Source organism: Paenibacillus harenae, from assembly GCF_030812415.1.
GTDB lineage: Bacteria > Bacillota > Bacilli > Paenibacillales > Paenibacillaceae > Pristimantibacillus > Pristimantibacillus harenae_A.
On record NZ_JAUSST010000002.1, the window covers coordinates 320,964 to 341,243 of the forward strand.

Annotated in this window: 20 protein-coding genes; 13 read left to right on the forward strand and 7 right to left on the reverse strand. The window is 52.0% G+C overall.

Annotated features, from left to right (window positions below):
- Positions 1-85: 85 nt before the first annotated feature.
- From thpR to J2T14_RS06380, 3 genes are all read right to left on the reverse strand, one after another.
- Positions 86-655 (reverse strand): RNA 2',3'-cyclic phosphodiesterase, encoded by a 570-nt coding sequence (gene thpR, locus J2T14_RS06370; protein WP_307469043.1) that lies wholly within the window; start codon positions 653-655, stop codon positions 86-88.
- 202 nt (positions 656-857) lie between these two features.
- The gene (locus tag J2T14_RS06375) at positions 858-2,447 is read right to left on the reverse strand and encodes a sensor histidine kinase (RefSeq protein ID WP_307469046.1); all 1,590 of its coding nucleotides are present in this window, start codon (positions 2,445-2,447) and stop codon (positions 858-860) included.
- Positions 2,444-3,238, reverse strand: a complete 795-nt coding sequence (locus J2T14_RS06380; protein WP_307469049.1) for a response regulator transcription factor — start codon at positions 3,236-3,238, stop codon at positions 2,444-2,446. Before J2T14_RS06380 ends, J2T14_RS06375 begins: the two co-directional genes overlap by 4 nt.
- Before the next feature lie 27 nt (positions 3,239-3,265).
- Between J2T14_RS06380 and J2T14_RS06385 the strand changes: the two genes are divergently transcribed.
- From J2T14_RS06385 to J2T14_RS06400, 4 genes are read left to right on the forward strand one after another with little or no spacing between them, the layout of a single operon-like run.
- The gene (locus J2T14_RS06385; protein WP_307469052.1) at positions 3,266-4,201 is read left to right on the forward strand and encodes a carbohydrate ABC transporter permease; all 936 of its coding nucleotides are present in this window, start codon (positions 3,266-3,268) and stop codon (positions 4,199-4,201) included.
- A complete protein-coding gene (locus J2T14_RS06390) occupies positions 4,198-5,070 on the forward strand; it encodes a carbohydrate ABC transporter permease (protein ID WP_307469054.1) in 873 nt (290 codons plus the stop codon). The genes J2T14_RS06385 and J2T14_RS06390 overlap by 4 nt, the downstream gene beginning before the upstream one ends.
- Positions 5,071-5,086: 16 nt before the next feature.
- Positions 5,087-6,196: an efflux RND transporter periplasmic adaptor subunit gene (locus tag J2T14_RS06395; RefSeq protein WP_307469056.1), complete on the forward strand. Its 1,110-nt coding sequence runs from the start codon at positions 5,087-5,089 to the stop codon at positions 6,194-6,196.
- 31 nt (positions 6,197-6,227) lie between these two features.
- Positions 6,228-7,649 (forward strand): ABC transporter substrate-binding protein, encoded by a 1,422-nt coding sequence (locus tag J2T14_RS06400; RefSeq protein ID WP_307469058.1) that lies wholly within the window; start codon positions 6,228-6,230, stop codon positions 7,647-7,649.
- Positions 7,650-7,837: 188 nt separating this feature from the next.
- Here J2T14_RS06400 and J2T14_RS06405 read toward each other — a convergent pair whose 3' ends face one another.
- Entirely contained in the window at positions 7,838-8,053 is a 216-nt protein-coding gene (locus J2T14_RS06405; RefSeq protein ID WP_307203536.1) for a DNA-binding protein, read from the reverse strand.
- A 16-nt stretch (positions 8,054-8,069) separates the two neighbouring features.
- Positions 8,070-9,005 carry a helix-turn-helix domain-containing protein gene (locus tag J2T14_RS06410; protein WP_307469060.1) on the reverse strand — a complete coding sequence of 312 codons (936 nt, stop codon included), beginning with the start codon at positions 9,003-9,005 and terminating at the stop codon, positions 8,070-8,072.
- Between the two features lie 141 nt (positions 9,006-9,146).
- On the opposite strand from J2T14_RS06410, the gene J2T14_RS06415 reads away from it, so the two are divergent.
- The 5 genes from J2T14_RS06415 (at position 9,147) to J2T14_RS06435 (ending at position 15,282) form a co-directional block, all read left to right on the forward strand.
- Complete coding sequence (locus tag J2T14_RS06415) at positions 9,147-9,869, forward strand: ThuA domain-containing protein (RefSeq protein WP_307203539.1); 723 nt, start codon at positions 9,147-9,149, stop codon at positions 9,867-9,869.
- A 215-nt stretch (positions 9,870-10,084) separates the two neighbouring features.
- On the forward strand, positions 10,085-11,278 hold the full coding sequence (locus J2T14_RS06420) for a copper amine oxidase N-terminal domain-containing protein (RefSeq protein ID WP_307469063.1): 1,194 nt from the start codon (positions 10,085-10,087) through the stop codon (positions 11,276-11,278).
- A gap of 190 nt (positions 11,279-11,468) precedes the next feature.
- Positions 11,469-12,728, forward strand: a complete 1,260-nt coding sequence (ligD, locus tag J2T14_RS06425; RefSeq protein WP_307469066.1) for a DNA ligase D — start codon at positions 11,469-11,471, stop codon at positions 12,726-12,728.
- A 119-nt stretch (positions 12,729-12,847) separates the two neighbouring features.
- Positions 12,848-13,999, forward strand: a complete 1,152-nt coding sequence (locus tag J2T14_RS06430) for a glycoside hydrolase family 88 protein (RefSeq protein ID WP_307469068.1) — start codon at positions 12,848-12,850, stop codon at positions 13,997-13,999.
- Positions 14,000-14,151: 152 nt separating this feature from the next.
- Positions 14,152-15,282: an aminotransferase class I/II-fold pyridoxal phosphate-dependent enzyme gene (locus tag J2T14_RS06435; protein WP_307469070.1), complete on the forward strand. Its 1,131-nt coding sequence runs from the start codon at positions 14,152-14,154 to the stop codon at positions 15,280-15,282.
- A gap of 55 nt (positions 15,283-15,337) precedes the next feature.
- On the opposite strand, the gene J2T14_RS06440 is transcribed toward J2T14_RS06435, so the two are convergent.
- Complete coding sequence (locus J2T14_RS06440) at positions 15,338-15,685, reverse strand: winged helix-turn-helix transcriptional regulator (protein ID WP_307203544.1); 348 nt, start codon at positions 15,683-15,685, stop codon at positions 15,338-15,340.
- 210 nt (positions 15,686-15,895) lie between these two features.
- Between J2T14_RS06440 and J2T14_RS06445 the strand changes: the two genes are divergently transcribed.
- The 4 genes from J2T14_RS06445 to J2T14_RS06460 all read left to right on the forward strand — a co-directional run bounded on the left by J2T14_RS06445 (position 15,896) and on the right by J2T14_RS06460 (position 19,203).
- Positions 15,896-16,435, forward strand: a complete 540-nt coding sequence (locus tag J2T14_RS06445) for an NAD(P)H-dependent oxidoreductase (RefSeq protein WP_307469073.1) — start codon at positions 15,896-15,898, stop codon at positions 16,433-16,435.
- Positions 16,436-16,491: 56 nt separating this feature from the next.
- Positions 16,492-17,499: a DUF1835 domain-containing protein gene (locus J2T14_RS06450; protein ID WP_307469076.1), complete on the forward strand. Its 1,008-nt coding sequence runs from the start codon at positions 16,492-16,494 to the stop codon at positions 17,497-17,499.
- Between the two features lie 140 nt (positions 17,500-17,639).
- Complete coding sequence (locus J2T14_RS06455) at positions 17,640-18,224, forward strand: TetR/AcrR family transcriptional regulator (RefSeq protein WP_307203548.1); 585 nt, start codon at positions 17,640-17,642, stop codon at positions 18,222-18,224.
- Positions 18,217-19,203 (forward strand): glycerophosphodiester phosphodiesterase family protein, encoded by a 987-nt coding sequence (locus J2T14_RS06460; RefSeq protein ID WP_307469078.1) that lies wholly within the window; start codon positions 18,217-18,219, stop codon positions 19,201-19,203. The genes J2T14_RS06455 and J2T14_RS06460 overlap by 8 nt, the downstream gene beginning before the upstream one ends.
- 72 nt (positions 19,204-19,275) lie before the next feature.
- Here the strand turns inward: J2T14_RS06460 and J2T14_RS06465 are convergent, their stop codons facing one another.
- Positions 19,276-20,184, reverse strand: a complete 909-nt coding sequence (locus J2T14_RS06465) for an aldo/keto reductase (protein WP_307469079.1) — start codon at positions 20,182-20,184, stop codon at positions 19,276-19,278.
- Between the last annotated feature and the right edge of the window lie 96 nt (positions 20,185-20,280).

Genomic DNA, 20,280 nt, shown 5'->3' on the forward strand with positions numbered 1-20,280 from the left:
CGGGTAAGTGTTGGCATATCGGAAAACGCCGTAAGCGTCTATCTCCGCTTGATTACACGGATTGTCGTAACGAAACAAATACCCCTTATCGATTCGATAAGGGGTATTTGCCGATTGTTTCATACATTGGCGAGGCGCGCAGATGGGTGCGCATCAATACGAAATGATCGGCCGTCCATTGCTCCGAGGACCGAAAGCCGGAGAATGGCGCGGCATCCAGACCGCCCTCCCCCGCAAAGGTTCTGGCAAGCGTAATATGCGGTTTGTAAGGACGATCCTCCGGGACAAAACCGAGCGGGCTTGTTCTCCTCACGACATCCTTATGTAAAGAACCTAGGCTTGGAAGGTCTCCGTCAACGGATGTCCATAAAATCCGGGGAGCTTTGGGAGGGCCGAACGTTCCGACGGTATTCAATCGAAGACCGAAGGTAGGAAGTTGAACGTCGGACAAAGCGGTTTTGAGCCTCTCAAGCTTATCCATGGGCGTCTCGCCGAGAAACTGAAGCGTAATGTGGTAATCGGCGGGATGCGTCCATTTGCGAAACGGAAGCTTTGTTTTATTTTGCTGGGCCCATCGCGTTAGATGATCCTTGATCGCTTCCGGCAATGGCACCGCGACAAATAAACGGACTTGCTCCGTGTGCGCCTTGTTCATTGCATATTTCACCTTCTCGTCTTTTTCTACGGAAATAGTGTAACCTATTTACCTTTACAAATGCTTTGTGATCCAAATCTTTCTACTATGGGAGGTAGATGATGAGACATTTCGTAGGATTGAAGGCAAAAAATACTAATTAAAAACAAAGTTAGTGCAGATATCCAACATAGACTGCCAACGACATGCCTATCCACATCTCTCATGCCTCTTGCGCTACGGGAAGCGTGAAGGCGAACGTCACGCCTCCAAGCTCGTTGCGCACATCGTAACGGCTGCCGTGCAGATCGAGAATCTGCTTGACGATGGCTAGCCCGATTCCGGTTCCGCCGCTTTCCCGGACGCGCGCCTTGTCGACGCGGTAGAATTGACTCCAAATAAGATGGCGTTGCTCCTCCGGTATAGGTTCTCCCTCATTATGGACGGTAAATCGCCATTCATCGTCGTCCCGAATAACCATGAACGTAACCGTGCCTCCATCCGAAGCATGCCTTACCGCATTGGACAACAGATTCGTAAGCACTTGCCCGATCCGGAACCGATCCCCCCAAGCGTAGACTTCGCCGTCCCGTTCCTCCGGCAGCGAAACCTCGATGTTCACGTTTTTTTCCGCTCCCAGCGCATGGGCGCGTTCGGCAGTCTCCTCGATCAGCATGGCAGCGTCGAAAGTGTCCCGATTAAGCTGGTACTGGCCGGATTCCAGATGGGACAGGTCCAGCATATCGCCGACAATCGCGGACATGCGCCGCGTCTCGTCCAAGATGACTTCCGCGTACCGCGCTCGCTTCGCGCCGGATCCGATATTGTCCTGCAACCCTTCGGCATAACCTCCGATCAAGCTAAGCGGCGTTTTGAGCTCATGGGAGACGCCGGCTACGAAATCCCGGCGCATCCGCTCCAGCGCCTTCTCCCGCTCGATATCTTTGCGCAGCTTATCGTTGGCTTCGTGAAGCTCCGACAGGGCACCTTGCAAATTATCCGCCAGAAAATCGAACGTCCTCGACAGTTCGCCGATCTCGTCCTTGCGGCGCCAACGGATGCGGGAGGAGAAATCGAGCGAAGCAAGCCTGCCGGCAAGTTCGTTGAGCGAGCGAAGCGGCTTGGTCAGGATGCCGGCGTACAGGAAAGCGAGGATCGGCACTAGCACGATGGCAACGCCAAACGCATACCAGGAGAAATCGCGTATGACCTTCGAAGCGCCGATGACCGGCTGCAGCGAGGAGATGGCGAACAGCACGGTCCCTTCGCCGCTTCCGTCCGATTCGACCGGAGCGACCGCAATCAGTTGATCGCCGCCGGAGCTCGCCGTGCCTGTACCGTGAGAGCGGTACACGAGCGTTTCGGATTCGTTCATGACCTTATCGAACGCTTGCTGATCGCGCCGCCATTCCTGAAAGGCGAGCATGAACTTCTGCGACTGCTCATCGAGTCCGGGCGGCAAAAACGAAGGCAGCCCGTTTTGCGGCGAATCGCCGTTTTCACGCTGTTTTTCTCTTTGGATCATTATTTTGCCTTTATCCATGGTTACAAGCGAAATCGTGGCAAAGTAATCGCTCTCGAACCGGAAAAAGGTTGAAGGGAATCCTTCGTCGCCGCCGGACGATTTTGCCGACTTCGCATACTGGTCGCGGATAAGGTTCATTTCCAGCTTAATGTCCTTCACTTGGCGCCGTTCGTAGAATGAAGCGAAGCTTCCCGCGAGTACCGCAAGCAGGACGCCAAGAAGCAGCATGATAACGACGAACGTGACGGCAAACAGACGGAAAGCGACGGAATGGCTTAACCGCGTCAAGGCGTCACCTTCATCCGGTATCCGGTACCCCGCAGCGTTACAATCCACTCCGCGCGGGCACCGAGCTTCTGCCGAAGCCGCTTCACATGCGTATCCACGGTGCGCACGTAACCGGCATAATCGTATCCCCATACCGCGTCCAGCAGCATGTCGCGATCGAGCACGCGGTTGCGGTTGCGGACGAAGTGCAGCAGCAGGTCGAATTCCTTGGACGACAGCGCAAGCGGGACGCCGTCCAGCGACGCTTCCCTTGCAGCCAAATCCAATAGCAGATCTTCTATTTTCAGGTATTCGCCAGCGGGTTCGCCGAAGCCGGCATTAACCGCCGAAGCCGATGCCGATTCGGCCCTTTTCAGCAGCGCTTTGATTTTGGCGATCAGCACCTTCGGGCTGAACGGCTTCGTTATATAATCGTCTGCCCCCAGATCGTAACCGAGCAGCTTGTCGTCTTCCTCTGACTTGGCAGTTAGGAACACGATCGGCACATTCGATCTGGCGCGAATGGCCTCGCATACATCGTAGCCGTCGAGTCCCGGCATCAGTATATCGAGAAGAACGAGCTGGGGCCTATGTTCCTCGAACTTGTCCAGCGCGTGGTCGCCCCGAGCGCATTCGCAATAGTCCAAGCTTTCTTCCTCCAAATAATCGGCGATCAGTTCCCGTATGCGCCGCTCGTCCTCGACTATCAGTACTTTTGGTTTCACGCTGTTCAGTCCTTCCTTCTTCTTGAGCCCGCCCGCACATTCCTTTTTTACAGCTTTATTGTAAGCGAGCGGCAGCGCCTTTGTCACGCCGGGACCTGTCACACGGCTGTCACAATGCATGGCTATGATGAAGGGCATGAAGGCGAATGCAAGCCTTGGAAAGGAGGCAATCATCTGATTCGAATCAGGCAACAATACCGGCGGGACGCGCCTTTCACGCTGCTGTTCCTGGCCCCGAGCCTTGCCGGTTTTCTCTTGTTCTTCATCGTCCCGTTCGGCGCGGTTGTCTATTACTCGGTGATCGACAATCCCGTTAACGGCAATTTCGTCGGGCTGAGCAATTACGAAGCGTTATGGGACAGCGGTTCGTTCCGCAAAGCGCTCGTCAACTCCTTGCTGTTCGCGGGCGTCAGCGTACCCTTGCTCTTTGCCGTATCGCTGGGACTGTCGCTGCTGCTTAGAGCGAAGCTGCCCTTCCGCCAATCGATGCGGACGATGTTCCTGCTGCCGCTCGTCGTACCCGTCGCTTCCGTGATCCTCGTATGGCAGACGCTGTTCCAATGGAACGGAGCCATTAACGGTCTCTTCCTGGCTTGGGGAATGAATCCCGTCGATTGGATGAACTCCAATTGGGCGTTTGCCGTCATGCTGGCCGTCTTCGTATGGAAAAACGCAGGCTATAACCTGATTGTTTTTCTCGCCGGTTTATCCAACATTCCGACGGAGCAGTACGAATCGGCGTCTATGGACGGAGCCGGACCGATCCGAGCATTTATGCACATCACGTGGCCGGGGCTTGCGCCGACATCCTTTTTTGTCGTCGTGATGAGCATCGTCCAGTCGTTCAAAGTATTCCGCGAAACGTATCTGGTGGCGGGAGCCTACCCGAACGACTCGATCTATACGCTGCAGCATTTCATGAACAATATGTTTGCCTCGCTGGACTATCCGAAGCTCACGGCTGCTGCCGTTCTGCTGTCGATCGTCATCGGGGTCACGGTCTACGTGCTGTTCCGGGCGGAAAGACGGTCAAGGGAGGCACTGCAATGACGGACGCCATGCGCAAGTCAATGACGGCCATGAAGCTCGCTTTTCTAATCCTGATCGCGCTGGCCATGTTATTTCCAGTCGTGCTGACGGTGAGCAATTCGTTTATGTCGGAGGAGGAGATCGGCCGGCATTACGATCTTTTGGACGGAGGCGATACCGCCGCCGCCGGAAAGAACGTGATGATCCGCCTCATTCCCGAGACGGTTACGTTATCGCAATTCGGGGAGGTGCTGCTGAAGCGGCCGAAGTTTTTGCTGCATTTTTGGAATTCGGTGAAGCTTACGCTTCCCATTATCGCCGGGCAGGCGATAATCGGAACGCTTGCCGGCTTCGCTTTCGCGAAATTGGCTTTCCCCGGAAGGGACAGGCTTTTTTTCGTCTACTTGCTAACGATGCTTATGCCGTTCCAGGTTACGCTCGTGCCGAATTATCTGGTGGCGGATAAGCTTGGTTTCTTGAACAGCTACGGAGCCATTATTTTGCCCGGTCTATTCGCTTCATTCGGCGTGTTCCTGATGCGGCAGTTCATGGCGAGCATTCCGGATGCCTATCTGGAGGCTATTCGAATCGACGGAGCGGGACATTTGCGGGCATTTATCCATATTGCGCTTCCGTTAGCCAAGCCAGGCATCGCGGCGCTCGTTCTCTTATCGTTCGTCGATAACTGGAACATGGTGGAGCAGCCGATTTTGTTTCTGTCCGAGCCGTTTCGCCAGCCGCTGTCCGTCTATCTGGCTACGATTGCCGAGGGAGCAAGGGGAGTTGCGTTTGCTGCCTCCGTGCTGTACATGACCCCGATGGTGCTTATTTTCCTCTATGGCGAAGAGCATCTGGTGGAAGGCATTCAAATGTCGGGCATTAAAGGTTAATCAGGAGAAAGGAGGCATGCAGACGAATATGGAACGACGAAAGAAGACGCTGGGCTGGTTGATCGGGCTGTTTTTCACGCTCCTTCTTGCGCTTACGTTTCTGTCCAACACCATTCAGGGGTTGTCGCTGCCTAAGGTATCCGTCCAGAAGCCGGATATGGGAGGTCTCGACCTGAACGTTACGGGCGACGGCTTCCTTCAGCCTGCGCATACCGCGCAGCTTTTTGCGGAAGGGGATTGGAAGGTAGAGGAGATTCTCAAAAAAAAGAACGACCGGGTGAAACGAGGCGACGCACTCGTTACGTTCGATACCGCTTCGACGAGAAGAACGCTGCAGGACGAGAAAACCCGCTACGAGCAGCAAAAGCTGCAGATGGCCAAGATGATGGATCAGATGAAAGCCGTGCTGAGCAGCGAGGATTCCGCCGGCGCCGATAATCAGAAGCGCGACCTCGAGAGCCACAAGCTGGATATGCAAGTCCAGGAGCGAAAAATTGCCGATCTGGAGAAGCAAATCGCGGAGGGCGGTACGTTGAAAGCCCCTGTGGACGGCATCGTGATTAACGTCAACGCATCGGAAGGAGCGGTTGCCAGCCGGGGACAGCCCATTGTCGAGATCGCCGACGATGCTGCCGGTTACCAGTTCTCCATCGTGGCGGACAGCAACGACGCTTCCATGCTGCGCATCGGCGACAAAGTGAGAGTGCAGTTGGACGAAGAACCGAGAAGAAGCATCGAAGGATTTATTTCGGATATCGAAGATGCGCCGACGGGCGGCAATGACGAAAGCACGGACGGCACGAACGAGACCATAACGTTCGACGTGACGGATGCCAAGCTGCAGCCGGGCTTGAAGGCTTACGTAAGCATCTCCAACCAGAGCCGTTCCATGGGAATGCAAATTCCGAAGTCCGTACTGGAGCAGGACAATAACGGTTATTTCGTGTACACCGTCATGGAAAAAGACGGGCCGCTCGGCACCGCTTATTACGCCGTCAAAACATACGTCACGATCAGAGACGAGAACGGAGATACGGCGGTTACGGATGGGCTGCTGCCTGACGAGCCGTTCATTACGGAATCCAGCGAACCGATCAGCGATGGAGATCGCGTCCGCTATTCCTAAATAATGCGAATGATACTGAGGAGGAAACAAAATGAGGAAGAGAGCAAAGGTTTGGAAATCGACAGCGTGGTTAGTACTGTGCGCCGCGCTAGCAGCGTGCTCGAGCGGCAATGACGGCAAGGAAACGAACGGGTCTCCCGCACCGGGCGACAACTCGGCCAAAACGGAAGACGGCAAAACCGTCATTTCGATGTCGGTCCTGACGAGTGACCGTTTCCTGATGGAGGCGGAGCAGAAGTTCGAGCAGCTTCATCCCGATATCGACGTCCAAATCAACGAGCTCGTGCCCGCGGACACGAGCGGCGGCGGCAAAATCGTCATGATGCAAGGCGCGGAAACGGGACCGAAGCCGGAGGATGTGGACAAGTACGCAAGCAGCGTCAATGCGGCGCTAATGTCGGGCAATGCGTCGGACATTATCTCGGCGGAGTATTTGCCGATCGATAAATATATAGAAAAGGGGCTTCTTGGCGATTGGGACGAATGGGCAAGCAAGGATGGCAGTTTCAACAAAACCGATTATTACGAAAAGGTGATGAGCGGCGTTTCTGGAGGTGAGGGCTGGTTTGGCGTTCCGACCTCCTTTTCGCTCGACGTCATGCTCGGCGACGACTCTCTGCTGGAGCAGAACAGTCTGAACGATGCGACATGGACATGGGATCAGTTCGTCGACCTTCTGGCGAAGACGAAGACGGACGGCAAATACGGCATGTCGATGATCAAGCCCGAAACGCTGCTTAAATACGTAACCGAATCGGTGTACGCGCAGCTCGTGAAGAAAGAAGGCAACAACGTCTCCTTCGATGAACAGGCTTTCCGCGCCTATATGGAGAAAGTCAAGAAGCTGTACGATGAAGGCTTGGCTACTCCGGAGATGATGGGACCGGAAAATACGGCCTTCCGCCTGCTCAGCATGGATTCTCCGATGAATGCGCTCTTGATGCCGCAGATGGAAGGGAAATCGAAAGCGATGCTCACTCCGCCGGCTTCCGGCACGGACGAGGGCTTGCCGTTCAAATCAAGCCAGGTGCTCGCCCTGAATGAGAAATCGGATGTAAAGGAAGCCGCTTGGACATTCGTGAGCTATCTGCTGTCCGAAGAGATGCAGTCCTCGAGAGCGATGATGAATTTTCCCGTAAACAAGGCGGCTTTAGCTAATGGACTCGCTTCAACGAAAGAAATGATCGAAGGAGGAGGAAACGGCGAAGGAGGCAAAAAAGCAAGCATCAGGCTTAGAGGCAAGGACGGCGAGGAAATGACGCCGACGATAAGCGAAGAGGATATGGCGCGCGTTACCGCTTTAATGCCTGAGGTTGGCAAATACGCCAATATCGATTCCAAGGTGCTGAGTATGATTAGCGAGGAATCGGCCGCTTACTTTACCGGCGGCAAATCGGCCGACGCGGTAGCCAAATCATTGTCAAACCGGATCAACACTTATTTGAACGAATAGCCGCAAAAGCCTTGAAGGCGTGCAAAGGGGTTGTCCTAAAAGCTACTGGCTTAGGGATAGCCCCTTTCTGCGTATGCAGCTAACCTCTGGCTGCTATGTTGGATTTTTGCAGTAACTTTGGCGGAATGAATGGTGGTGGGTAAAAACCCGTTTGTTTTGTTTTTGTTCTTTCCTGAGCGGGGGGACGTTCATTTTTGCGCAAAAGACAGCCCTCGCTCTTTGAGAGCTTCTTTCAGTATTCTAATCCCTTTAGGTCCAACGCCATGCAGCTTAAGGAGGTCGGCCTCCGTCACTTTCGTGAATTGCTGAAGCCTGAAATATCCGGCCGCCGTAAGCGCGCGGGTAGCAGGGCTGCTGATCTTAGGCAAATCGCTTTGTTCAGTCGGCTTGTTCAATGGATCCATTTAAAAACACTCCTTTCTATTCGATAATCGTTTGAACTTTCGACCCGCTGCGCATGTGCAGCTTGAATTCCCTAGGCGAGCATCCGTTGTGGCGCTTGAATAACTTGTAAAATTGGGCCATGTTGGTGATGCCGACCTCGCAGCTCACATCCATAATGTTGAGGTCGCTGGTCAACAACAGAAGCTCGGCTTTCTTGATCCGTTTGTAGTTGACGTATTCCACGAAGGAAAGCCCCATCGTTTTCTTGAAATATTTGATAAAATAATGATAGCTTAAATTAAGCAGCGCACACGCATCCTCGACTCCGATTTTTTCATACAGATGCATGTCTATATAGTCAAGCACCGGCCTAAATCGAAGTAATTCCGATTCCCCGGTATCGTTCAACACGTTGCGGGTATCGCTTCTTAATAATAAGAGAATGAGACGCTTGATCGCAGCGCTGACGGCAATTTCATAACCTCTCGTTCGCGTTTGCGATTCCTGGAAAATATCCATAATGAACGCATGAGCATCCCGTTTCACGGACTCGTTGCCATCGAAAATATAGTTTAGGTTATCCAGCGGTTCCGTATGCTCGGAGAAGCAAGATAAATACGGCATGGTGCTCTGGTCAAAATGTTTGCCCAGATCGATCTGGAACACGACGTAGTGCAGGTTGTCGGCAAAAGGCTTGTGGGAACGGTGCGGCTGGGAAGCTCCCAATACCATCACGTCGCCCGGCCCGAGGACCACGTATCCGTGTTTGCTTTGTACGCCTAAACGCCCGTCCAGCATGGCTAAAAATTCGACTTCTTTATGATAATGCCACGGGTGATTCTCCACTGGACCATAATGGCTTTCATTCGAGCAGATTTCCCATATTTTCAGAAACAGCAGCGGATTCTGATAGATGACCTCTTCATTGATAGCCTCGGCATTCGTGTCCATGTAAGTTTCGATGAATGGCATGTCATTACCTCCTAGAGAGCATACGCTTTAAGAAGTATAACACTTTTGAATACAAAAGAGGCATGATTCGGCATTCCCATGAGGAGCCGTGTTTTCTATACTTGGACTAACGATATCAATAACAAAGGAGCGTTCTTCAATATGGTAAAGGTAACGGTTTGGAACGAAAATCGTCATGAGAAAAGAAATCCGCTAGTCGGCGAAATATATCCCGAGGGCATTCATGGCACAATCGCATCTTTTTTGAAGGAAGCTGGATATACGGCAGGGACGGCTACTTTGGATGAGCCGGAGCACGGTTTGACGGATGATGTATTGAACAATACCGATGTGTTAATTTGGTGGGGGCATCTTGCGCACGACGAAGTAAAGGACGAGATCGTTCAAAAGGTTCGTCAGCGCGTATTGGACGGGATGGGGCTGATCGTCCTTCACTCGGGGCATTTCTCCAAAATTTTCAAGGTTCTTATGGGTACGAGCTGCGATCTGAAATGGCGCGAAGCCGACGAGAAAGAGCGTCTGTGGGTCGTGGCGCCAAGCCATCCGATCGCGGAAGGCATCGCCGAATATATCGAGCTCGAGAAGGAAGAAATGTACGGCGAGCATTTTGACATTCCCGCTCCGGACGAGCTGATCTTCACAAGCTGGTTCGAAGGCGGGGAGGTGTTCCGCAGCGGCTGCACCTTCATCCGCGGCAACGGCAAAGTGTTTTATTTCAGGCCGGGTCACGAAACGTATCCTACCTATTACAACAAAGACGTTCAGCGCGTCATTGCGAATGCCGTGAAATGGGCTAAGCCGGTAGAGCGTAATCGTCCTGTGTACGGCAATGCGCAGCCGCTGGAGACGATCAAAGCGAAATAATGCTCGTTTAATGAAGGAAGACGCTGGAACGATACGTTCCGGCGTCTTTTGTTATTTAAGATTGTTTTTGATTCATTTTATGTTATTGTTAAAAGAGGTTTGGATTTTTTTGGATGGTTGATAGGTCCACAAAGTCCCCAAAACAGCGAAAAGTTGATGCAATTATCCAACATAGCCCAACGCTAATTAGGTTTTCGTAGAATAGGGAGTGTCTTATGGCCAAAAAAATCTTATTGATTCTGCTGTTTACATGCTTGATGACATCCGTATCTGTCGTTTCCGCGGCGGATAAGCAGGTCCGATTGTACGTTAATGATATCGAAATCAAAACGATCGAACCGATTATTAAAGCAGGCGTTACGTATGTGCCTTTTCGCCAGTTTTTCGAAGCGTTAGGTTACACAGTTGGATATAATGCTGAAGCTAAAGAGGTATCAGGCCGTAAGCCAGGTTCAGAAATTAAATATTGGCTTGGTGAAGATATCGTCGAGCATAACGGTCAAGGTTATTGGTTCTTTGAAGAGGCACCTTTCATTCAGGGACAAGTATATTTCCCGCTCCGATTCATCGGCGACATTATAGGTTATTCGGCACGTTACGACAAGCAACAGCATACGGTTAACCTTACGCAATTCGGTTACGGTCAAGAACAAGCCATTCGTGAGCTTCTAACGAAATATTACCGAAATTTTAGTCCGAAACTATTAACTTCTGACAATCTTGAATTAGGGTACTATAATCTAGAGTTTGAATATGATGCCGATAAACCGTCAAGCGAGATTCCAGTAAGAGATTTTGTCATAACAATTAATACAATTGATTATAGTGCCATGAATGAGGCTGCTCTTCATGTGACTTATACCGAGAATACACAAGTAATGAATCAAAAGGAAGAATTTGCGCTAACTATTCGGCAAGAAGAAGGCATGTGGAAAATAGCCAAATCAACAATGATGTCTAGCACTTCGGAGTTGCCGAGCGATATTAATGAAACTGCAAAAGCAATTTTAGTCGATCATTATGATGAGCAAGAAGCTGTGCTATCGGATCTTAGAACGTATTACAAAGTTAGTAATGAGGAAAACTATGAACTAACCTATCAATATACATCTCCCTTATTTATTGATCATTGGAATAGTGCAATGGTTGATCCTCGAAGGACATGGGACGATGTATTAAGAGTGAATTTTATGATATCGGATGAGAGGGTAAAGTTATCCAAAGAACGCGTCGTTTTTCTAGGCGAGAAGGAAGCGGTCGTTCATGGCTTTATTGATTGGATCGATTTAACACAGGACATAGCAGAAGGCGATATTGTATATGAGGCGCTCATATATATGGATTATGCCAATGGGCATTGGAATTATCATTATGAGTATGATCTCGAACAAGGCTTTAACGATTGGTAACTGCTCGTTGACGAGTTGTTTTTACGAATGTGGTCTATTTCCGATCATCTTTTCAACCACTTCAATCGAAGTGGTTTTTTTATATGGGCAGAAGGTACATTTTGAAAAAGAATAAATTTGGCTGCGAGTGGGAAAATACTACAACGAATACTGGAATTCTAAAATCTACTAAACAATTAAGGAGTCGCATATGGTCAATGATCGGGGCAAGGCAGCGTTATTTCCTAAATCGGGCGGGCCGTACAGCGGTCTGTTTTTTATTGCGGGATATGACCAGGTGAATGAAAGCTTTATCGCAGGCTTGCAAGAGGATTCGAACACCGTTCAAGTGGGGTCATTCAGCGGAGGGCTGCGCCCGGAGGAAAAACAAACGCTTATCCAGACGATCATGGCGAATCGAATCGATAACGTCGATAGCAAGGTGGTCCGGATCAAGCCCGGCATATGCGTGGAACTTCAGTTTGAATCGGTGGAAAACAATCGGTTGATGCAGCCGGCCTTCCGAACCTTTCGCCTAACCGCACGCTGGACGGAATGCACGTGGAACAAGCTGATTATCGATAACGCACCTGTCTCGGGCGATGTGACTATTACCCATCCCGATAAAATGATATGGCCAGAGTCACGCATCGACAAGGAAGCGTATGCAGCGTATCTGCTGCAGATTTCGCCGTTGATGATGCCTTTCTTGCGCAATCGGATCTTGACGACCATACGGTATCCCCATGGCGTTCCGGGCGAATCCTTTTATCAGAAGAACCGTCCGGATTACGCCCCCGATTTCGTTCGATCCGAGACCGTCGGCGGCATCAATTATATCGTATGCAACGATTTGTCGACGCTGTTGTGGCTGGGCAATCAAGCCGCAATCGAATTTCATACCCCTTTTCATACCATCGGGATGGAAAAACCGCTCGACATCGTATTCGATTTGGACCCGCCCAGCGAAGACAAGCTCTCTCTCGCCATTAAAGCCGCAATAGAGATGAAAACGGTATTCGACGGCTTCGGCATTGTCAGCTACCCCAAGTTGACAGGCGGAAAAGGAATGCAGATTCATATTCCGCTCGGCCGCGATTCTGCTTTGACTTATGAGGATGCGAGAGTTTTTACGGCGTTTATCGCGAAGTACGTGACGGAAAAGCATCCGGAGGATTTTACGACGGAACGGCTGAAGAAAAACAGGGGAAACCGACTATATGTGGATTATGTCCAGCATGCCCCGGGAAAAACGATGATTTGTCCTTACTCCGCAAGAGGACGAGTTGGAGCGACGGTGGCGGCGCCGCTTTATTGGGAAGAGGTAAACGGGCGGTTAACCGCGGAAGCCTATACGGTTCGGACGGTTCTGGACAGGCTTGCGGCCAAAGCTTGTCCGATGCATGATTTCTGGGAGCAGGACAATACTCGGATATTAAGTCAGCTCATCCTGAAGCTTAAACAAACGTAAGGAAGAAAGACCGCAAAAAAACAATATTTTTGGTTAACAATCCTACATTACTGGCGACTTAAGGAAGCTATAATGTGCCTATGACATCCAAAGTTCATAGGGAAAGAAGGTTAACTATTATGTTGGTTCAGAACGAGCAAGCTTGGTTGAAAGAAGTCATCGCTAAGATTACAGCTAAGATGGAATGGGTCAGCGAGAAATCGAAGCATAAAATACCGTACACGACGATTGACGGAACGCATGACGATAGAGCGACCGAGAATCCGTCGGGGGCGGATGCGGACGGCATCAATTGGTGGACGAACGGCTTCTGGGGCGGCATGATGTGGCTGATGCATCATGAAACGGGCAATGATAAATACAAGGAAATCGCTCAAATATCCGAAACGAAGCTGGATCGGTGCTTTGAGGATTACTACGGGCTTCATCACGATGTCGGCTTCATGTGGCTGCCGACCAGCGTAGCCAACTATAAAGTAACGCAAAACCCGGAATCCCGCAAAAGAGCGCTTCATGCCGCCAACCTGCTGGCAGGCCGCTTCAACCTGGCGGGAGGTTTCATTCGTGCATGGAACGATCTTGACGAAGGGGATACGAGAGGCTGGGCGATCGTCGATTGCATGTTCAATATCCCTCTCCTGTACTGGGCTACGGAAGAAACGGGCGATCCTCGTTACAAGCAGATCGCAATGAGACATGCGGATACGGCGATGACCGCTTTCGTTAGACCGGATGGTTCGGTGAACCATATCGTTGAATTTGATCCTTTCAATGGCGGCATTGTAAAGACATATGGCGGACAAGGCTACGAGGAGGGCTCTTCCTGGACGAGAGGCCAAACTTGGGCGCTGTATGGCTTCATGATGAGCTATATTCATACCGGCAAGGAAGAATATCTGCATACGGCCAAACGCATCGCGCACTATTTCATGGCTAATATTCCGGCAGACGGCGTCATTCCGGTCGACTTCAGACAACCGGCCGAACCGAAGCTGGAGGACGACACGGCTGCGGCGATCGCCGCTTGCGGATTGATCGAGATCGCTAAGGCGGTAGGGCCATACGAGCAAAGCGTCTACTTGGATGCGGCGGTCAAGCTGCTTAAGACGCTGGACTCGCGAATCGACTGGACGGAGGAATCGGATAGCTTGGTGCAGAAAGGGTCCGCGGCCTATTATGCCAAGGCGCATCATCAGCCGATTATTTACGGCGATTATTATTTCATCGAAGCGATCTTCAAGCTGAAGGGCAATGACTTGTATTTGTGGTAATGACCGATGAATTGGACCCGGCATCCTCGCTGTCAGCGAGGGTGTCTTTTTTCATCCATGCTGAATATAGGCAGCTGAAATGTTGGGAAAGCTAGGTGGATATACCATGCCTTAACCAACATTTCAGTAAACTGGACAGGAGAGGACGTTTCATGCACATCGCGCCGTTTGCCTTGGAGCAGTGGCAAAACCTGCACGCCAAGCAGGCGAAATACAATCTTGCCGACACATGCGCCGACTGCTTAACGATGGAGCAGCTGTTGTCGATCGGCGGAGCTTCACCAGCAGGGCAGCTGCAGGCGATGTCTGCTCTGAAGCTCGCCTATGGCGAAACCCAAGGCTCGCAGCAGCTGAGTCAGCTTGCTGCACAGCGGTATACGAGCGTGACCGCGGACGGGATCGTCATGATGAACGGAGCCGCAGCAGCTAACGCTCTCGTCATGTTTATGTTGCTAGAGCCAGGGGACAGGATCGTTACTTTCCATCCGACCTATCAGCAGTTCCATGCCTATCCGGCTTCGCTTGGCGCGGAGATCGTCCTCGTTCCGCTGCGCCCGGAGAACGGCTTCTTGCCCGATCTGGCGGAACTTAGGCGGGCTGCGTCCGAAGGGACGAAGCTGATCGTCCTCAACAATCCGAATAACCCGACCGGTACGCTGCTGGACAGAGACATGCTTGAGGAAATCGTATCGATTGCCCGCAGCTGCGGGGCTTATATCCTTTGCGATGAAATTTGTATGAATTTATGGCCAGGCGAACGAGTCAGACCGGCACCGTCTATTGCCGATCTGTACGAGAGAGGAATCGCAACCTCCAGTCTGTCCAAGGCGCTGTCGCTTCCTGCGCTGCGGATCGGATGGATTGCCTGCGCCGACCGTGATATCATCAGCGAATGCATGAAGAGCCGAGATTATACGACAGTCAGCTGCGGTGTGCTCACGGACAGGCTCGCAGCCGAGGCGCTGATCCATTATGACCATATTCTTGCGCGCAGTAAGCAACTGCTGCGGAGCAATATTGCCGTTCTCCAGGAGTGGTCGGCCAAAGAGGAGGCATTCTCGTTCATTCAGCCGCAGGGCGGGACGGCGGCGTTGCTGAAGCTGCATTTACCCGAACGATCGGAGTCGTTCTGCAAGACGCTGCTGGATGAAACGGGGGTGCTGCTTGTGCCGGGTTCATGCTTCGGTCTTGAGGGCTACGCGCGCATCGGCTGCGCCGGAAAAACGAATGTTATGCGGCAGGGACTGACGCGAATAAGCGAATATGTTCGCCAAAGGAGCTAAGAACCGTACACTAACGGCTCTTCGCTCCTTTTTACATGAGACAGCAACACTCCCGTCAAGGCGTTTCTTCGAGATTGATGTCTTCCGCGTTCTGCATGAAGTCGATGTGGGTAAAGCCCCAACCGCACATGTCGGCTAGCACCTGCTGAAGCGAACGGCCATGCTCGGAAAGTTCATATTCGACCTTTGGCGGAATTTCCTGATATACCCGGCGGACGACAAGGCCGTCGCGCTCCATTTCGCGAAGCTGGTTCGTCAGCATGCCTTGCGTTATGTTCGGCAGCTTGCGTCTCAGTTCCCCGAACCTAAGCGTACCTTCATGAAGCAACAAGAACAAGATAAGCGGCTTCCACTTGCCTCCGATTGCTTGCAGCGTGGCGATGATTCCCGTCGTTCGACCCATCACGATTCCCTCCCGTATCTTTCTTGCTAAGACTGATACTTGCATTTTAACAGATGTATCCCGTTCTTGTGGAGTACGACGCTCAGGCATACTTAGTATGGTTTACCGTACCAAGTACGAAGAAACTGCCTACTTCCCTAAACTTTGCATTGAAGCCATAATGGGGGTGTAGATCGCGATTCTGCAATAAATCGACAAAGGACGGTTGTTATGAACATAATGATTATTGCCGTGCACCCTCGTATCTCTGAATCCCGGGTGAACCGCGCGCTTGCGAATGCTGCGATGGGGGAAGCGAACGTTACGTATCGCGATCTGTACGCCGAGTATCCGGACTGGTGCATCGACGCGGACAAGGAGCATCGACTGATCCTTGCGCACGACCGGATTGTGCTGCAATTCCCGCTATATTGGTACAGCAGCCCGCCGCTCCTCAAAAAATGGTTCGACGATGTGTTCACATACGGCTGGGCTTACGGTCCTGGCGGAAACAAGCTTCATGGCAAAGAGTTTGCCATCGCGACAACGGCAGGCGGCACGAAGAACGCTTACCGTTCCGGGGGCGACAATGAATATACGCTCAGCGAGCTGTTCCGGCCGATCGAGCGGACGATCAAGAGATGCGGAGGCACCTACTTGCCTTCGTTCGAGGTATACGGGGTGTCGGAAATCACTGATGATGGGCTTAAGCAGGAAGCGGCGAATTATGTTCGGTTCATTCAATCGTCTGCGTTTGCGCTCGCTCATTAAGGAGGCTGCGGGTTATACTGGAAGCAACCTATAGTTGTCAGGAGGGCGTCCAGCATATGCTGCACATCGTAAATGGAGATTCGGTCGGGGATCGACTGCGTCAGGGAGTTGTCCAAGGCGGAATTCTTGTATGGAGAGAAATCTATTCCGAAGGACCGGTCTTCGCCGACATGACGGATTCGGCAAACCGTTCTATGCGAGCCCGTTATTTGGAGAAGGCAATGGGAATTCCGAGCGCCGAATACATCCGTACATGCGAGGCGCAAGAACGTGTGCTGGATGAATGTCATAAGCATGAAGAAGTCGTATTGTGGTTCGAACACGATCTATTCGACCAGGCGATGCTCTGTTATTTGCTTCACTTGTTGGCGAAGCGGTCGTTTCCGGCTGCCAAGCTGAGCATGCTGTGTATTGGGGAATACCCCGGGATCCCGTTGTTTCGCGGATTAGGTCAACTTTCCGTGGAACAGTTAAGAACGCTGGCAGGCAAGCAGAAGCCCGTCACGCAAGAGCAATTGCTGGTAGGAAGCGCGCTTTGGGAAGCTTATGCTTCTGACGATCCGAGAACCTTGTATCGGCTGCTTCGATCAGATACGTCAGCGTTGCCGTTCGCGCGCGATGCGTTTCTAACTCACTTGTCGCGGTTACCTTCCACCCATAATGGATTAGGCATCGTCGAGCAAACGACAATGGAGCTCATAGCAGGCGGGGTTCATTTGCCTTTCGAGCTGTTCGATCAAGTCGGCGGCAAGCTGCATGGGCTCGGTATGGGCGACCTTCAATATTGGCATTGCTTGGCGCAGCTAACGCAAGGACCTAAGCCGCTCCTGCAAGCCGAAGGGTTGCAAGCATTCCCGAGCTACAAGGGTTCTCCTGCTTCCTTTGGCGAATGCAAAATAACGTTAACCGATTTGGGCAACCATGTACGGCTCGGGAATGCGGACCGCATTTCCGAGGTTGGAGTCGATGAGTGGTACGGCGGCGTTCATCTGCATGGCAATCACACGCCATGGAGATGGGACAGTGACCGGATGCAGATCAGCATGGCCAGTACGGAGGTTTAGATGGTTGCTGATTTGCTGCGTATCGGGAAGCTGAGCAAACGCAGCCCTGACCTTGGGGATCAACTTGCATTGTTGGACATACCTATAATATAATGACCGTAGTCATTTATGACTATGGTCATTTTTTGTGAGGTGAAAGCATGTTAAGGGAAGCGCGGAAACAGGAAACGAAGAAGCAAATTATTTATCATGCGGTAGCGCTATTTAAGCAAAAGGGTTACGAAAACGTCACGGTAGAGGAGATCACGAAGTCATGCGGAATCGCCAAAGGGACGTTTTTCAATTATTTCGAGAAAAAGGAACATATCCTGCTGCATGTGGCCGATTCGTATACGGGCCTTATGAGCGGCATCGTACAAAAGCAGCAGGAGGGCGAGCTTAAAAGCCGACTGCTGGGTATATTCGGCGCTGTATTGGCCATCTATGTCAAGCATGCCGATATTATGGGCCCGGCACTGATCGAATCCTTAAAAACGGCGATCCAATCCGATGATCGGCCAACCAATATCGCGGTGTTCCAAGAGACGATTCACGGGATTATCGAAGCGGAACGACAAAGCGGTTCTTTTCGCAGCCGCTGGGAATCTTCGATTATCGCCTCGCTGTTGACGGGAATATTCGTGAATGTGCTCGTTAACCGATTTTCCGGTTCGACAGAGGAAAAAATGCTGGATGAATTGGGACAGCAGTTGGAAGTCGTATGGAAGGGTGTAGCTTATGAATAGACTAAAGAAAATAGTAAGAAGCAAAACGTTTATCTTTTTGGTCGTCCTTATTGGATTCATTTATTTTAACAACAGCCCGATATTAACGAAGCCGCGCAGCGGGGATCCGCTTCTGCTGGCACATCGCGGCATGGCGCAAACCTATACGATGGAGGGTATCCAAAACGATACCTGCACGGCCGAACGGATTTACGAGCCGGAGCATCCCTATCTGGAGAACACCCTTGCATCGATGGAAGAGGCTTTCCGCTTGGGTGCCGATATCGTCGAATTCGACGTTCATATAACGAAGGACGATCGATTCGCCGTCTTTCATGACTGGACGCTGGATTGCCGCACGAACGCGGAAGGCGTAACGAGGGACTACACGATGAGCGAGCTGAAGACGCTCGATATCGGTTACGGGTATACGGCGGACGGAGGCCAGACCTATCCATTCCGAGGCAAAGGGATCGGATTGATGCCGTCCTTGACGGAGGTTCTTGATTATTTTCCGGACAAAGCGTTACTGATCGACGTGAAGAGCAACGATCCCGAGGAGGGCAAGCTTCTAGCCAAGTACTTATCCGAGCTGACCGAGGAACGCCGGAGCTTGCTAGCGGTATACGGCGGCGACGAGCCGATTGCCGCTTTGAAAGAACAGCTTCCCGATATGCGGGTGATGTCCAAAGCGACGATGAAGAGCTGCTTGATTCCTTATTTGGCGGTCGGATGGACGGGTTACGTTCCGGGTGCATGCGCGCATTCCGAGCTGCATATACCGGATAAGCTGGCGCCGATGTTATGGGGCTGGCCGGACAAGTTTCTCAATCGGATGGACAAAGCGGATAATCGCGTCATCGTCGTCGGCGGCGACGGCAGCGATTTCTCAAGCGGCTTCGACAGCACCGAGGATATGAATAGGCTGCCTGCAGATTACACGGGCGGGATTTGGACGAATCGGATTGACCGAGTAGCTCCCGTATACAGCAGTAAGTAGTATAATCGTAAAACGTCCTATCGAATAGCCGGCTCCCCTGAAAGCCGGATTCATTCGATAGGACGTTCTTATTTAGACGGATATAGCCGTTCGCCCGATGGCGTCTAGACGCTTTTTTGCTTCCGCATACACATCGCTTGGCAGTGGCCCCAGATCGGCGTAACGAAGGTTTTCCGCCAAATGGGCGGGATTTTTGGTGCCGACGATGGTCGTCGCCATGGAAGGGTGGGCCAACGTGAAACGCAGCAGGAACCCGGTCCGCTGCTCGCCATGCTCCAACAAATCATCCAGCTTCGCTTGTTCCCAAGCGTTCCAGCGATCCTCCGAGCCGCGACCGATTCCCGGCTCGCCTTGGCCAACGCCGCCGCGTACGATGATCCCGGCTCCGGTCTCCGCCGCTTTCGTCACCCAATCCTCATGCTCGCGCTCCAAGGCGGAATAAGGGAGCTGGAACGTATCGAATGCTCCCCAATCGACGAAAGCGGGTAGATTGGGCAAGTAGGAGGATACGCCGATAAAGCGCGCTTTGCCGCTGGCTTGAATTTCTTTCAGCACATCGACCAGCTGGCCTTCTTCGGCTTGCTGCACCGTCGGACCGTGCAGTTGAAGGACGTCGACATAATCCGTCTTCATTCTCATGAGGCTGGTGTCGATGTTATGAAGCAGATTATCGCGCGTCCAAAGATGCGAGGTCTCGTCATGGTCGCCGCAATCGGCGACGCTGCAGCCGCACTTCGTCGCAAGGATGAACTCGTCCCGGCGATGGCTGATGAAGCGTCCGATTAATTCCTCGCTTCTCCCGTAATCGTAGGAGGTGTCAATGAAGTTGATGCCCGAGTCGAGCACGGCATGCAGGATGCGCCCCGCATCGGCGTCATCGACCGGCCTTCCGCTCCATACGCGGGGACCGCGGATTTCCATGGCGCCGTAGCTGAGCTTGGTGACTTCCAGTCCGGTACGGCCTAATGTAGCTTTGTCCATCGATACAGCTCCTTTATTTTCCATATTGCAAGATCTATGTTCTTTATATCACGAGGATACTAGACTCGCAACATCGATAGCATCCTCGAAGCGCTC

Bases quoted from the DNA above. Each gene is read 5' to 3' on its own strand.
- thpR (WP_307469043.1), bottom strand. From the start codon at position 655: ATGAACAAGGCGCACACGGAGCAAGTCCGTTTATTTGTCGCGGTGCCA.
- J2T14_RS06385 (WP_307469052.1), top strand. From the start codon at position 3,266: ATGCATGGCTATGATGAAGGGCATGAAGGCGAATGCAAGCCTTGGAAA.
- J2T14_RS06390 (WP_307469054.1), top strand. From the start codon at position 4,198: ATGACGGACGCCATGCGCAAGTCAATGACGGCCATGAAGCTCGCTTTT.
- J2T14_RS06395 (WP_307469056.1), top strand. From the start codon at position 5,087: ATGCAGACGAATATGGAACGACGAAAGAAGACGCTGGGCTGGTTGATC.
- J2T14_RS06400 (WP_307469058.1), top strand. From the start codon at position 6,228: ATGAGGAAGAGAGCAAAGGTTTGGAAATCGACAGCGTGGTTAGTACTG.
- J2T14_RS06405 (WP_307203536.1), bottom strand. From the start codon at position 8,053: ATGGATCCATTGAACAAGCCGACTGAACAAAGCGATTTGCCTAAGATC.
- J2T14_RS06410 (WP_307469060.1), bottom strand. From the start codon at position 9,005: ATGCCATTCATCGAAACTTACATGGACACGAATGCCGAGGCTATCAAT.
- J2T14_RS06415 (WP_307203539.1), top strand. From the start codon at position 9,147: ATGGTAAAGGTAACGGTTTGGAACGAAAATCGTCATGAGAAAAGAAAT.
- J2T14_RS06420 (WP_307469063.1), top strand. From the start codon at position 10,085: ATGGCCAAAAAAATCTTATTGATTCTGCTGTTTACATGCTTGATGACA.
- ligD (WP_307469066.1), top strand. From the start codon at position 11,469: ATGGTCAATGATCGGGGCAAGGCAGCGTTATTTCCTAAATCGGGCGGG.
- J2T14_RS06430 (WP_307469068.1), top strand. From the start codon at position 12,848: ATGTTGGTTCAGAACGAGCAAGCTTGGTTGAAAGAAGTCATCGCTAAG.
- J2T14_RS06435 (WP_307469070.1), top strand. From the start codon at position 14,152: ATGCACATCGCGCCGTTTGCCTTGGAGCAGTGGCAAAACCTGCACGCC.
- J2T14_RS06440 (WP_307203544.1), bottom strand. From the start codon at position 15,685: ATGGGTCGAACGACGGGAATCATCGCCACGCTGCAAGCAATCGGAGGC.
- J2T14_RS06445 (WP_307469073.1), top strand. From the start codon at position 15,896: ATGAACATAATGATTATTGCCGTGCACCCTCGTATCTCTGAATCCCGG.
- J2T14_RS06450 (WP_307469076.1), top strand. From the start codon at position 16,492: ATGCTGCACATCGTAAATGGAGATTCGGTCGGGGATCGACTGCGTCAG.
- J2T14_RS06455 (WP_307203548.1), top strand. From the start codon at position 17,640: ATGTTAAGGGAAGCGCGGAAACAGGAAACGAAGAAGCAAATTATTTAT.
- J2T14_RS06460 (WP_307469078.1), top strand. From the start codon at position 18,217: ATGAATAGACTAAAGAAAATAGTAAGAAGCAAAACGTTTATCTTTTTG.
- J2T14_RS06465 (WP_307469079.1), bottom strand. From the start codon at position 20,184: ATGGACAAAGCTACATTAGGCCGTACCGGACTGGAAGTCACCAAGCTC.